Here is a 13591-nt window from a genome sequence, read left to right as displayed (position 1 = left end):
CATGGTCCACGTCGTTGCATTTTAATGTATACGAAGATATACAATGAGAACTACATGGTCTACGGACGGTTGTCCGATCCAAAGGTATGCAGGCAATTTCCATGAACCGTACCAGCGCCTCCGCCCGCCGAAAGGGGCAGCTTTCGTTTTTAGAGACCGAGTCCGGATCTCCTTGGGAAAATTTCCTGGCCCAGATCGATGCCGTGATTCCGCATCTCGGCGAGCTGTCTCGATGGTCGGAAACGCTGAAGCGCCCGAAGCGGGCGCTCGTCGTCGACGTGCCGATAATTCTGGACGACGGCAGCGTCGCTCACTTCGAGGGATTTCGCGTCCATCACAACATTAGCCGCGGGCCTGCGAAGGGAGGCGTCAGGTTCCATCAGGACTCGACGCTCAACGAAGTCATGGCGCTCGCGGGTTGGATGACGATCAAGAACGCCGTCGTCAATCTCCCGTTCGGCGGCGGCAAAGGGGCTGTCCGGGTCGATCCGCGTTTGCTCTCTCAAGAGGAACTGGAGCGTCTGACCCGACGATATACCTCGGAAATATCCTCGATGATCGGGCCGGACAAGGATATACCGGCGCCTGACGTCAACACGAACGCGCAGACGATGGCATGGATGATGGACACGTACGCGTCCTCAAATGGCCACACCGTCAACAGCGTGGTAACCGGCAAGCCCATCGCGCTCGGTGGTTCGATCGGCCGCATCGAGGCGACCGGAAAAGGTGTGTTCCTAACGACATGTGCCGTATTGAGGGCGCTCGGAGACTCGCTCGAGGGAAAACGTATCGCCGTTCAGGGTTTCGGAAATGTCGGCGGCATCGCGGCTCAATTTCTTCAAGCGGCAGGTGCTAAGATCGTCGCCGTACAGGACGTTGACGGCTGTGTCGTGAATCCCGCTGGGATCGATGTTCCGAAACTATTGGCGCACAAGGACGTCACTCGGGGGATCCGTGATTCGCGGTTGGGTGACGACGCTGACCGCAAGGATCTCTGGGATGTAGATGCGGATATCCTAATCCCCGCGGCCATCGAGAGCCAGATCACGGCCTCTGTCGCGGCGCGGATTCGCACGCGCATCGTTGTGGAAGGAGCGAACGGGCCGACGACGCCGGAAGCGGATCGCGTTCTGGCGGAGCGAGGCATCACGGTCGTGCCCGATGTCCTTGCGAACGCTGGCGGCGTTATAGTTTCGTATTTCGAATGGGTTCAAGGGTTCAATTCGCTCTTCTGGCGAGAGCCGGAGGTAGCCTCGCGTCTCGAGCAGATATTGATCGAGGCGTTCAATGAGGTCTGGGACACCCACGTCGCGGTAGGCACGTCGCTAAGAGGCGCCGCGTACATCCTCGGTTGTAGACGTGTGTTGCAAGCGCGCCAGCAAAGAGGCCTTTATCCATAGGGAGAATAGACGATGGGATCAACTCTTAGATCGGTTTGCGGCGTGGGAGCTCTACTCGTGTCGCTTGGTTGGCTCGGATGTGCGTGGGCTGAGGAGCCGGTGCGCATAGGCGTTCTCGGTGATCAATCCGGCCTTTACTCGGACAACGGCGGGCCGGGATCGGTGGCGGCCACCAAGATGGCGGTTGAAGATTTCGGAGGCAAGGTCGTGGGGCGGCCGATCGAGGTGCTCACCGCGGATCACCAGAACAAGACGGACATCGGCGTGGGAATAGCACGCGAATGGTACGAGTCGAAGGGCGTCGACGTCATCGTCGACTTCGCGATCTCCTCCATCGCGCTCGCCGTGCAAGACGTCGCAAAGAAGGACAACAAGATCGCGATCTACACGACAGCGACTTCCGACGACCTGGTTGGCAAGAGCTGCTCTTCCAACGGCCAGCAATGGGGCGACGAAAATTGGTCGAACACATCGCCGCTCATGACCGAGTTGGCCAAGAAATCGGGTGCCACATTCTTTTTCGTCACGGCCGACTACACGTTCGGCGCCCAGCTCGAGGATGTGTCGCGTCTGGCGATCGAAAAGGCAGGAGGCAAGGTGGTCGGGAGCGTTAAGGTGCCTCTCAACAGCCCCGACATGTCGTCCTACCTGCTGTCCGCGCAATCATCCGGCGCCGACGTCGTGGTCCTGGCGATCGCGGGCGGAGACGTGATCACGGCGACCAAGCAGGCGATGGAATTCGGCATCACGCCGAAGCAGAGCCTCGCGACGCCGATCATGTATCTGTCGGACGTTAACGCGATCGGGTTGAAAAACATGCAGAACATCCAGTTCATGCAGTCCTGGTACTGGGACGCCGACGACAAGACCCGTGCGTGGGCCAAGAAGTACTTCGCGCGCATGAACAAGATGCCGAACGCCAATCACGCCGCGCTCTATTCGGCCGTAACTCACTATCTCAAGGCGGTCGCCGCCGCCGGCACTACGGAGACGACGGCCGTGCTGAAGAAGATGCATGAAATGCCGATATCTGACGACGCGTTCACGCAGAACGGCAATGTCCAGGCGAACGGGCGGGCCGCATACGACCGCTTTCTCGTCCAAGCGAAGGCTCCGCAGGATTCGAAGTACCCGTGGGACTACCTGAAAATCCTCTCCCGCGTCCCGGCCGCCAAGGCCTTCCAGCCCGCAGATGAGACGCCGTGTCCGCTCAGGTAGTAAAGCCAGGGATAGCCAGCGCTCGCCCATTCGTTCCGGACGCCCGTGCGACCGGAAATCGGATGTCCGTTCCGTTCGTGCCGGCCGGTTTAGGCGCCGTTGCGGAAGGTCGCTTGGCACGACCGGGGAGATAGAGATGTCTAGCGATCACATCCTGCTTGCGACCGGGCTGTCCAAACGTTTCTTCGGATTCTTGGCGGTCGATGGTGTTTCGTTGAACGTCCGGAAAGGGTCCATACATGCCTTGATCGGGCCGAACGGAGCCGGCAAGACTACCTGCTTCAATCTTCTGACCAAGTTCCTGCAGCCGGATTCCGGTTCGATCCGCTTCGACGGCGTGGATATCACGAAGGCCAAGCCGGCCAGCGTGGCGCGGCTCGGGATGGTGCGCTCGTTCCAGATCTCTTCCGTATTCCCGTCGCTGACCGTGGCCGAAAACGTGCGCGTCGCCGCCCAGCGGAGGCGCGACCGTTCCTACGGATTCTGGCGGTCGGGTGCCACCCTTTGCCAGTTCGACGACGAGGTGGACGAACTGGTCGATTCCGTCGGATTGATGGAATTCCGAGACGATCTCGCCAGCAGGCTTTCCTACGGCCGAAAGAGGGCGCTGGAGTTCGCCACCACGCTTGCCTTGAAACCCAGCTTCCTCCTGCTCGACGAGCCGATGGCAGGGATGTCCAACGAGGACGTCGACCGGATCGCGGATCTGATCAGGAAGATCTCGGTCGATAGGACTATTCTCATGGTCGAGCACAATCTTTCGGTCGTCGCCAGCCTCTCGGACACAATCACGGTCCTCGCTCGTGGCAAGGTTATCGCCGAGGGAGACTACGGAACGGTCTCCAAGAACCGCGACGTAATCCAAGCCTACATCGGAACCACGGATGACTGATGCCGCGCTCGCTAAGTCGTCGCTCGCGGAGCCTGTGCTGAGCGTCAGGGGTCTCAACGCCTGGTACGGGGATTCGCACGTTCTGCAGGGAATGGATTTCGACGTGATGGCCGGTGAAGTCGTCAGCATCCTCGGCCGGAACGGCGTCGGCAAGACCACGACGTTGCGCGCGATCATGGGCATCCTTCCGAAGCGAAGCGGCAGCGTGTCTGTCTTCGACCAAGAGACGATCAAGATGGCTCCGCGCTCTGTAGCTCGCTTGGGCGTCGGATACTGTCCCGAGGAGAGAGGGATATTCGCCAGCCTCACCGTCAAGGAAAACCTCATGCTTCCGCCCGTAGTAGGCAAGCACGCGGTGCATCTCGACGAGATATTCGAGATGTTTCCCAATCTAAAGGAGCGTCTTGCTAGTCCTGGCACCAAGCTGTCCGGCGGCGAGCAACAGATGCTCGCCATAGCCAGAATACTGCGCTCAGGGTCGCGGCTGCTCCTGCTCGACGAGCCGACCGAAGGATTGGCGCCCGTGATCGTCCAACAGATCGGTGCGACGATCAGACGACTCAAGGAACGGGGGTTCACCATCATCCTGGTCGAGCAGGGGCTGCATTTCGTGCGCTCGATCGCGGATCGTCACTACTTGGTCGAGCACGGCCAGATCGCGAGATCTGTCGACAACAAAGGGCTTTTAGAGAACATGGATTCCATCCGCGGATTGCTCGCCTTGTGAGCGGAAGAATATGAAGAACCTAGAGTCAGCAGTCGGCCGCTGGTCGGACGTCTGCTCCCTTCCGGCCTGATGGCTGGACCACCGTGGGCGGTCTCTCCCGGCCCACTTCACTTGGCTCGGCGTGTCATCACGCCGAGCCACTTTTACCTGCATGACGGGTCTGCGGCAAAGGGCTGTATTACTTGCAACGAAACGCGTCCTCGGGACTTGAATGTCCGTTTGTATTCTGTTGTATACATATGGCGGACGTTCGATATGCTGGTCCGCCCAGTCAACTTCAATAACGCCATTCGCGAGCTGCTAGATGCCCGATTATTCGCTTGGAATCGATATTGGCGGTACCTTCACGGACATCGTGATCTTCGACCACGAGAGTGGACGCCAATACAGCCGGAAGATTCTCACAACGCACCAGAATCCGGCCGAGGCGGTCATCGAGGGCGCGGGTGACCTCCTCCGTAGAAACTCGCTTTCCGCACGAGACGTGCGCCGGGTAGTGCACGCGACTACGCTTTTCACGAATGCGCTCATCGAGAGGAAGGGCGCGACTACAGGAATGATAACGACGGAAGGCTTCCGCGACGTGCTCGAGATAGGGCGAGAAAGGAAGTACGACCTCTACGACATCGGCATAATGAATCCGACGCCGCTCGTTCCCCGTAACCTGCGGCGCGAGGTGCCGGAGAGGACCCGGTCCGATGGCAGCATAATGACGCAGTTGGACATCGCGGCTCTCGAACGCGAGATAGATTTTCTCGCCGGCGCGGACGTGCGGTCCGTCGCCGTAGCCTTCCTGCATTCGTACGCGAACCCAAGGCATGAGGATCAGGCGGCAGAAGTCATTCTCAAACGGGCACCCGGTATGTATGTGACCCGGTCCCACGAGGTCGCTTGCGAGATCCGGGAATACGACCGGATGTCAACGGCGGTAGCAAACGCATACGTCAAGCCGCTCGCCGGAAAATATATTGACGAGATTTCACATAAGCTCGTGGATCTCGGTATCACAACGCCGCTGTTGCTCATGCTCTCGAACGGAGGATTGACGCACGCCGAGGAAGCGAAACGCGTCCCAGTGCAGATGCTCGAATCGGGGCCTGCAGCGGGCGCGCTCGCCGCGGGGCATTTCGGTCTCGCCGACGGGGAAAACATGCTTCTCGCCTTCGACATGGGGGGGACCACTGCGAAGCTGAGCGTCGTCGAGAACGGAGAGCCATTAATTGCGTACACGTTCGAGGCGGCGCGCCAGCGACGCTTCATAGAAGGCAGTGGGCTTCCGATACGGATCTCCACCGTCGAATTGATCGAAATCGGCGCGGGTGGCGGATCGATCGCGAGAAAAGACGAGATAGGTCTCCTGAAGGTTGGTCCTGAAAGCGCAGGTTCCGAGCCGGGGCCGGTCTGCTACGGCCGCGGCGGCGTCGCTCCGACGGTCACGGATGCCAATTTCGACCTGGGCGCTCTCAATCCGGCCACCTTCGCCGGAGGTACCGTTCCCATCGATGTGGGCGCTGCCAAGGCCGCCTTGGCCGAATTGGGCAACAGCCTCGGTCTAGATGATGCCAAGGCAGCAAGCGGAATCTACGATATCGTCAACGAAAACATGGCTGCGGCAGCCCGCGTGCATATTGCCGAAAGGGGAAGGGATCCTGCCAGCTACTCCCTTCTCTGCACCGGTGGAGGTGGCCCGGTTCACGGATATCAGGTGGCCCGGAAGCTGGGTATCAAGCGCTTGATATGTCCGCCGGACGCCGGCGTAGCGTCCGCCTTGGGGCTTATCATCGCGCCGATCCGTGCGGACAGGGCGGCCACGATCGGTTTCCGGCTCCGCGACCACGATCTCGCTCTGCTCGAGCGGGCGTTGGTGGATCTGCAGGAGAAAGCGACGCAGATGATTCGCGACGCAGGGATCAAGTCGGAGGTCTCTATCCACCGATTTGCCGACGGTCGATTTGTGGGGCAGGGCTTCGATCTCGTCGTACCGCTTCCTCCGGGTCCGTATGACCAATCCGACGGCGACGTTCGCGCAGAGTTGAAGAGCGCCTTCGAGCAATCGTACAGGGAGAAGTTCTCGCGGACCCCGCCCGACATAGCCATCGAATTTATCAACGTCCGCGTATCCGTCCGGGCATCCGTGAGCGGAAACACGGTCACGCCGGTTTCGGGCGGCAAGGCCACGAAGAATCGTGGCGCATCGCGGCCGGTCTTTTTTCCCGACGCCGGAAAGTACCTGGACGCCAGGGTATTCCGGCGTGACGAATTGAAGATGGGGACCTCCTACGACGGACCGGCGTTGGTGGAGGAGGACGGCTCGACGCTCGTGGTAGGACCGGAAGCCTCGTTCAAGGTCGTTCCGAGCAACAACATCGTAGTCACGATTTTCTGAGGCGCGCCATGGGTACCAAGGAACTGAACGCCGTCGCCATAGAAGTCCTCTGGACTCGCATCATCTCCGCAGTCGACGAAGCCGCGAAGGTCATCGTCCGAACGTCGTTTTCCACGCTGTCCAACGAAGCCAACGACTTCGCGTGCGTGCTTACGGACGAGTGTGGCAATTCCCTTGCGCAAAACACCGGAAGCATTCCGTCTTTCATCGGCACGTTACCGGCTACGGTGAAGCACTTTCTCGCCAAGTTCGGCGCCGAAAAAATGCAGCCAGGCGATGTCTTCGTGACCAACGATCCCTGGAAGGGAACGGGCCACCTCAACGATATCTCCCTCGTGAAGCCGATCTTTCGCAACGGAGTGCTCGTTGCGTTCGCCGCTACGACGTCGCACGTTCCCGACATCGGCGGCCGTATTCGATCGATCGAGCCGCGCGAAGTGTTCGAAGAAGGTTTCCACATCCCTCTCATGCGGTTCATCAGCGCGGGAAAACCAGACGACACTCTGATCGAACTGCTCCGGGAGAACGTCCGCACGCCAGATCAGACAACCGGCGACGTCTGGGCTCAGGTCGGAGCCATCGATCTGATCGAAAAGCGCATCCTCGGCATGATGCGCGAACACGATCTAACGGACCTGCGGGGCCTGGCCGCCGAACTGTTCAGTCGATCCGAGCGGGCGATGCGTGAGGCGATCGAAGCACTTCCCGACGGGATCTACCGGTACGAAATCACGACGGATGGTGTCGAGAGTCCGCTTTCCTTTAAGCTTGCGCTGACGATCGAAGGAGGCGAACTCGAACTCGACTATGCAGGGACTTCGCCGCAACAGCCGCGGGCGATCAATTGCGTCTATGCGTACACGTTCGCCATGAGCATCTATGCGCTGAAATGCTCGCTACTGCCCAATCTGCCGAACAATGAAGGTATCCTACGCGCCGTCAAGGTGAGGGCGCCTGAAGGATCGGTCCTGAACCCGGTCTTCCCGGTTGCGGTGGGAGCGAGGGCTGCCACCGGACACTACGTGCCCGTGCTGGTATTCGGCGCACTGCACCAGATCATCCCGGACAGAGTGATGGCCGCACCCGGTTCTCCGCTTTGGATCCTTACGCTTTCCGGCGTCAGGACTGACGGAAAGCCATACGCGAACGTGCTTTTCTTCAACGGGGGTACCGGCGGCCGTGCGAGTGGGGACGGTGTGAGTTGTCTTTCGTGGCCGAGCAACATCTCGTCGACGCCGGTAGAGGTGTCCGAACACAACGATCCATTGTTCATCCACTACAAGCGTCTTCGCGCGAACTCCGGAGGAGCCGGCGAGTTCCGTGGAGGTCTCGGTCAGGACATTCTGCTCGAAAGCACGTCAGCGACAGATATTCAGGCCGTCTTCATGACCGAACGAACCCGCATCCCCGCACCCGGCTTAGGTGGCGGAAATCCGGGCGGGCTCGGAGAGGTCTGGATCAACGACAAACTCGTAAACAACCGCGTCCAGCACATCCTCAAGACTGGTGACCGAATCCTGATGAGAACGCCAGGGGGCGGCGGCTACAATTCATCCGCGACGCGAACGAAGGCTCAAAACGAGATCGATCGCGAGTTGGGTTACGTGGAGTGATGGGCGGCCCGCTGCCGCCTAGATACCCGGGGGAACCAGATCGGAATCCCTGTGGGACGAAATCGTGCCGATGCCGGAGTTTCCTTGTATGAATTGCTCAGAAGTCATCGTCTCCTACCTGAAGGGCGCGGGCATAGACCATATCTTCGGCTATCCGGGTGATCCGAGCGTCGAGTTTCTGGAGGCCGCACGAAAAGAGCAGATGAAGTTCGTGCTCGCTACGCGCGAGGGAACGGCAGGTCTCATGGCCGAGGCATACGGACAGTTGACGGGCCGCCCCGGAGTGTGCCTTTCCACTCTCGGACCCGGATCCTCGAACCTCGTCAACGCTGTCGCCAATGCATTTCTTGACCGCGTGCCGATGATAGCGCTCTCCGGTCAGATCGAGACAAAGCGCGAAAAACTATTCACCCACCAAGTTCTCGATCACAATCTCCTCTTCAGCCCGATATCCAAGTGGACGGCGTCGATCGCCCCGCACACCGTCGGTGGCATCATGCGGCGAGCGTTGCGAATCGCCGTATCCGAACGCCCGGGCCCCGTACATATCTCGACGCCGGCGGACGTGGTGGGGGCCCAAGCGACGGACTCGGAAATACTCATTCCGCCTCTCGACGAGCACGCGGCAGCGATCAGCGTCATCACGCAGATCGGGCGAACGGACCCATTCAAGAAAATAGCGTCCGCGAAGCGTCCTGTCATCGTGACCGGCATCTCCGCTCAACGCGCCGATGCGGGCAAGGCGATAGCGAGCCTTTCCGAAAAGCTGCGGTGCCCCATCATCGTATCTCCCATGGCGAAGGGGGTGGTCACGGAAACGGCAGAGAGTTTTGCCGGCGTTCTCGACATGGCCTGCAACGAAGTCGTTTGGGAGTTCCTAAGGAAGGCGGACCTTATCCTTTCGATAGGTTTCGATCCGGTCGAGCTCATAAAGCCCTGGAACGTTCCCGCGCCCGTCATACATATCGATAGCACGCCGAATACGGATCAGATCTACTTCTCTCCGATAGAAATCGTCGGCCCGGTGCGGCAGTCCGTTCAAGCTATCGTCGAGCAAATCGCCGAATCCGAATCAATATGGCGCACGTCGGAAATATCCGAACATCGGAAACATCTTCGCGACCGCTATCTTGAAGGGCGCGTAGCCGGCAAGCTCAATCCCACGGATGTCGTCGAGTCCGTCATGGCTGCGAGCAGCGATAATGCCATAGCGACCAGCGATGTCGGTTCGCACAAGCTACTGGTCGGTCAAGGATGGGTCGCGCGCCATCCGCGCAGCGTGCTGATGACGAACGGGCTTTCCTCCATGGGTTACTCCTTGCCGGCCGCGATCACGGCGAAACTGGTGCACCGCGATCGCGAAGTCGTGTGCTTCACGGGCGACGGCGGCTTGGCGATGGTCCAGGGCGAGCTGAGGCTTGCCGCCACCTTGAAGCTGGGGATTACCGTCATCGTATTCTGCGACAACAGCCTGAACCGGATCGAACTCAAGCAGATGGCAAAGCAATACCCCAGTTTCGGTACACTGATCGAGTCGACGGACGTCGCGTCTCTCGCCGGGAGCATGGGTTGTCGGGGTGTGAACGTCTCGTCCCAATGGGAACTCGAAAAGATGCTCGCACTGCGCAGTCCGACCGACGACGTGCCGCTCGTGATCGGCGCTAAAATCGATCCCGCGCAGTATCTTGCGCAGTTCTGAGCCACAGCAATCCGGAAACTTTAGCACCATACTTGAATATTGCATCCAAATGTATACAATTGTCGTAATGGGTCATGTCGGAGGCCATCCTATCCAGGTCGCCTCCGACGTCCCCTCTGCGCGATAACAATCGGAGTTCGAAGGTGAGCGTACAGACCGCATGGCAGGACGACCTTTACGAAGTGCTGCGGAAGTCAAACGTAAAGATATTCAGCTACGTGCCCGACGGAGGTCACAAGACCCTCATCAATCGCTCGCTGGCCGATCCCGCGGTCGAGGCGATCACTCTGACAACGGAACAGGAAGGCGTCGCGCTCGCGGCGGGCGCCCATTTGGGCGGCGTAAAATCGGTCCTCTTGATGCAGAGCAGCGGAGTCGGCAACTGTATGAACATGCTCTCGCTCATATCCAACGGGCAATTCCCGTTCCTGACCATCGTGACCATGCGTGGCGAGTTTGGCGAAGGCAATGCATGGCAGGTACCCATGGGGCAGGGCGCTCCGGCGACGCTGGAGGCCATGGGCGTGAAATGTTTGAGAGCCGACGGACCCAACGACGTCGTTCCGTGCGCGTCAGCTGCGCTGACGATGGCCTTTCAGTCGCGCATGGCAATCGCGCTATTGCTTTCGCAGCGCTTGCTCGGTGCGAAGGCGTTTTGAGCGGAGTCGAAAGATGAACAAGCAAATCAAGCCGGAAGCAGTTCTCGATCGTCGCGAAGCGATTCCGCACATAGTCGGCGACCACAAGGACTTCCTCATTGTATGCGGCCTGGCCGGTACAGCGCAGGACATCGCGGACCTGACCAAGGAATCGGCGAACTCCTTCATCTTCGGAGGCGCCATGGGCGGCGCCCTGATGACCGGTTTCGGGCTCGCTCTCGCGCAACCGAACCGTCAGGTCCTGGTCGCCGCCGGCGACGGCGACGTGCTGATGAGTCTCGGTTCGCTCGCGACGATCGGCGCCCACGCTCCGAAGAATCTGGCGATCCTATGCGTCGACAACGAGCTTTACGGCGAGACGGGCAATCAGCGGACGCATACCGGAATGGGCGTGGACCTGCGCGCGATCGCCGAGGGCAGCGGCATCAAATGCGCGATGGAAATAAGGCATGCGTCCCAGTTCGGCGAGGCGGCAAGGGCTCTCCGCGGTGTCGGGCCGGTGTTCGTGCTGGTCAAGGTCGATGGCGGACCATCACGCAGGCATCCTCGGAGCTGGGATGCAGTAGACCGCAAACTCATCTTCCGTCGCGCGCTTCTGGGAGACAATCCGCCGGACGGGAAGTGATCGCGGCCGGTCGTCGAAGACGGGCGGGTTTCGTACCCGCCTAGTCGACCGCGAACATCATCTTCATGCGGATCTGCGCCGCTGCCTGAATGTGCAGGCGCGCATGATGCTCTGCGCCCTCGGAATCCCGGGCCTTTATCGCCTTGAGTATCGCGAGATGCTCCTTATGCGCTGTCACCGATCGTCCAGGAAATTCGAAGGTCGTGCCCGGCAGCAAGGCCATGGAGTCGTAGAGCTGGTTGATCGCCTGCGTAACGTACCGGTTGTGAGCGGCATCGTGTATGGCCCGGTGGAAACTCCGGTTTGTTTGGGCCATCTTAGTCGGATTCCCTTTTATCGCGCCGGATTCCTTCAGTAGCTCATGCATCAGTTCGATCTCGGCCTCCGAGGCGTGCATGGCGGCAAGTCCTGCCGCCGTTCCCTCCAGGGACTCGCGCAGGATGTACAGCTCGCGCACCTGCTGCTTGTTAAGTTCGACGAACATCACGCCTCGGGAGGAGGCCACTTCGACTAGCCCATCCGATACCAGACGCCGCAAGGCTTCCCGTATCGGTGTTCGGCTCACATCCAACTGTTCGGCCAGATCGGCCTCGCGCAGTCTGTCCCCGGGGCTGTACCTTCCCGACCTAACGCTTTCGCGCAGGTGCTGATAGACGAAATCGGCACGCGAACGGTTGCCGTTGTCGGATTTGGGCCTTCTAGCGGCCCGGGACGTCTGAGGCTTCGACTTGGCTGACATGACTGGGCACCCGGCGGATAGGGTTGTCTACCCTCCGTCGCCGGTTTTGTCCACGAAACGGCCATGCTTAGTTGTTGAAGGTGATCAATCGCTCCTCGGTCAGCTCCCTGATGGCGTACTTTGGTCCCTCGTGGCCGAAACCGGAGTCCTTTACCCCTCCGAAAGGCATGGCATCGGCGCGCGCGCTCGACGTCTCGTTTACGTGGATTGCGCCGAACCTCAGCTTTTGTCCGGCCTCTAACGTCCTGGACAGGTCGTTCGTAAATATGCCGGCGGAAAGGCCGAAAGGCGTGTTATTCGCATCCAGAATCATGTCGTCGAAACTGGTGAACGGCATGACAACCACGCACGGAGCGAATATCTCGCTGTCGACGACCCGCATTCCGGGACGCACGCCTGTCACGATCGTGGGTTCGAACATTGCGCCGCTCCGGCCTCCCCCGGTCTTGATCAAGGCCTGTCCAAGCCTCGCCTCCTCGATCCACTCCGCCGCGCGCTCAGCCGCGGCCAAGGTGATCATCGGGCCGACCCGGGTCTCTGGAAGGCGAGGGTTGCCCAAGGGCATTTTCAGGGCAGCCTCGGTAAACATATCCATGAAGTCGTCGAATATCGGCTGTTCCACGTATAGCCGTTGCACCGACACGCAGACCTGACCGGCTTTCCGGAAGCCAGCGCTGGCTATTTTGGGAATCGCAACAGAAAGGTCCGCGTCGGCGCAGACGATAGTGCTTGCGATGCTGCCAAGCTCCATCTGGGTCCGCCGTAGTCCCGCGCCTTGCTGGATAAGGCGGCCGACCCTGGTGCTGCCGGTGAAGCTATAGAACGCGATGTCATTGTTGGCGACGAGGAAGCGGCCGACCCGATCGCCGGATCCTTGAAGCAGAGCGATGAAATCATCGGGCAATCCTGCCTCCAGAAGGGCTTCGCAGAGGAAAGCGGCGGTCAACGGGGTGAGCTCCGACGGCTTCAGAATCACGGGATTGCCCGCCGCAAGAGCCGGCGCCACCTTGTGCGAAACCGTGTACAGGGGCGAATTGAAGGGCGTAATCGCGCAAACGACGCCGACGGGAAACCGAAGCGTGAATCCCAGCCTTCGATGCTGTCCAGGAGTTGCCGCGAACGACACGGTATCACCAACGATTCTCGTAGCCTCTTCTGCACAAAGCTTAAGGACGATCGCCGCACGATCTATCTCGGTTTCCGCGTCGGCCTCCGTGAAGCCCGTCTCCGAGATCATCACGTCGATAATCCGCGACCGTTCCCGCAGCAATATCGCTGCCGTACGCTCGAGAATTCGCGCCATGTCGTAGGGAGGTGGCGCGCCGCGGCGGAGGGCCGTCAGCGCCGCCGCGACGGCGTCTTCGACATGCATCTCCGATGTCTCGCCGACTTCAGCGATCGTCCTCTGCGTGTATTTGTCAAGGACGGAGAAGCGTTCGGCACAATCGACCGCCTTGCCGCCGATGATGGGGTTCAGGGTCGGCAGGCGCAGCCTTGTCTCCGTATCGATATTCCGCCGCGTCAGATCGATTGCATTTCGGATCTCTGACATCACATCTCCTATCATCAACTATTGTCCACTATGGTATACAAGTGGCAACTTCCGACGCGCGGGGTTATCTCCCTCCAC

11 protein-coding genes are annotated in these 13591 nt (G+C 60.0%); 9 read left to right on the top strand and 2 right to left on the bottom strand.

Annotated elements, in window-relative coordinates:
* Positions 1-101: 101 nt before the first annotated feature.
* From UP09_RS05415 to UP09_RS05375, 9 genes are all read left to right on the top strand, one after another.
* Positions 102-1403, top strand: coding sequence for a Glu/Leu/Phe/Val family dehydrogenase (locus tag UP09_RS05415; protein ID WP_044537019.1), 1302 nt, complete (start codon positions 102-104; stop codon positions 1401-1403).
* A gap of 99 nt (positions 1404-1502) precedes the next feature.
* Positions 1503-2621 carry an ABC transporter substrate-binding protein gene (locus tag UP09_RS05410; protein WP_197082608.1) on the top strand — a complete coding sequence of 373 codons (1119 nt, stop codon included), beginning with the start codon at positions 1503-1505 and terminating at the stop codon, positions 2619-2621.
* Between the two features lie 136 nt (positions 2622-2757).
* Entirely contained in the window at positions 2758-3513 is a 756-nt protein-coding gene (locus UP09_RS05405) for an ABC transporter ATP-binding protein (RefSeq protein WP_044537017.1), read from the top strand.
* Positions 3506-4240, top strand: coding sequence for an ABC transporter ATP-binding protein (locus tag UP09_RS05400; protein WP_044537016.1), 735 nt, complete (start codon positions 3506-3508; stop codon positions 4238-4240). The genes UP09_RS05405 and UP09_RS05400 overlap by 8 nt, the downstream gene beginning before the upstream one ends.
* A 304-nt stretch (positions 4241-4544) precedes the next feature.
* On the top strand, positions 4545-6626 hold the full coding sequence (locus UP09_RS05395) for a hydantoinase/oxoprolinase family protein (RefSeq protein WP_044537015.1): 2082 nt from the start codon (positions 4545-4547) through the stop codon (positions 6624-6626).
* A gap of 8 nt (positions 6627-6634) precedes the next feature.
* On the top strand, positions 6635-8239 hold the full coding sequence (locus UP09_RS05390; protein WP_044537014.1) for a hydantoinase B/oxoprolinase family protein: 1605 nt from the start codon (positions 6635-6637) through the stop codon (positions 8237-8239).
* A 70-nt stretch (positions 8240-8309) separates the two neighbouring features.
* Complete coding sequence (locus UP09_RS05385; RefSeq protein WP_082069980.1) at positions 8310-9938, top strand: thiamine pyrophosphate-binding protein; 1629 nt, start codon at positions 8310-8312, stop codon at positions 9936-9938.
* Positions 9939-10081: 143 nt separating this feature from the next.
* Entirely contained in the window at positions 10082-10597 is a 516-nt protein-coding gene (locus UP09_RS05380) for a phosphonopyruvate decarboxylase (protein ID WP_044537113.1), read from the top strand.
* Between the two features lie 13 nt (positions 10598-10610).
* Positions 10611-11222, top strand: coding sequence for a thiamine pyrophosphate-dependent enzyme (locus tag UP09_RS05375; RefSeq protein WP_044537012.1), 612 nt, complete (start codon positions 10611-10613; stop codon positions 11220-11222).
* Between the two features lie 40 nt (positions 11223-11262).
* Here UP09_RS05375 and UP09_RS05370 read toward each other — a convergent pair whose 3' ends face one another.
* Positions 11263-11961: a GntR family transcriptional regulator gene (locus tag UP09_RS05370; RefSeq protein ID WP_044537011.1), complete on the bottom strand. Its 699-nt coding sequence runs from the start codon at positions 11959-11961 to the stop codon at positions 11263-11265.
* A gap of 67 nt (positions 11962-12028) precedes the next feature.
* Positions 12029-13513, bottom strand: a complete 1485-nt coding sequence (locus UP09_RS05365) for an aldehyde dehydrogenase family protein (RefSeq protein WP_082069999.1) — start codon at positions 13511-13513, stop codon at positions 12029-12031.
* Positions 13514-13591 lie beyond the last annotated feature (78 nt).

The organism is Bradyrhizobium sp. LTSP885 (assembly GCF_000938305.1).
Taxonomy (GTDB): domain Bacteria; phylum Pseudomonadota; class Alphaproteobacteria; order Rhizobiales; family Xanthobacteraceae; genus Bradyrhizobium.
Note: the sequence above shows the minus strand (reverse complement) of the source record. Positions and strands in the feature narration are given on the sequence as shown.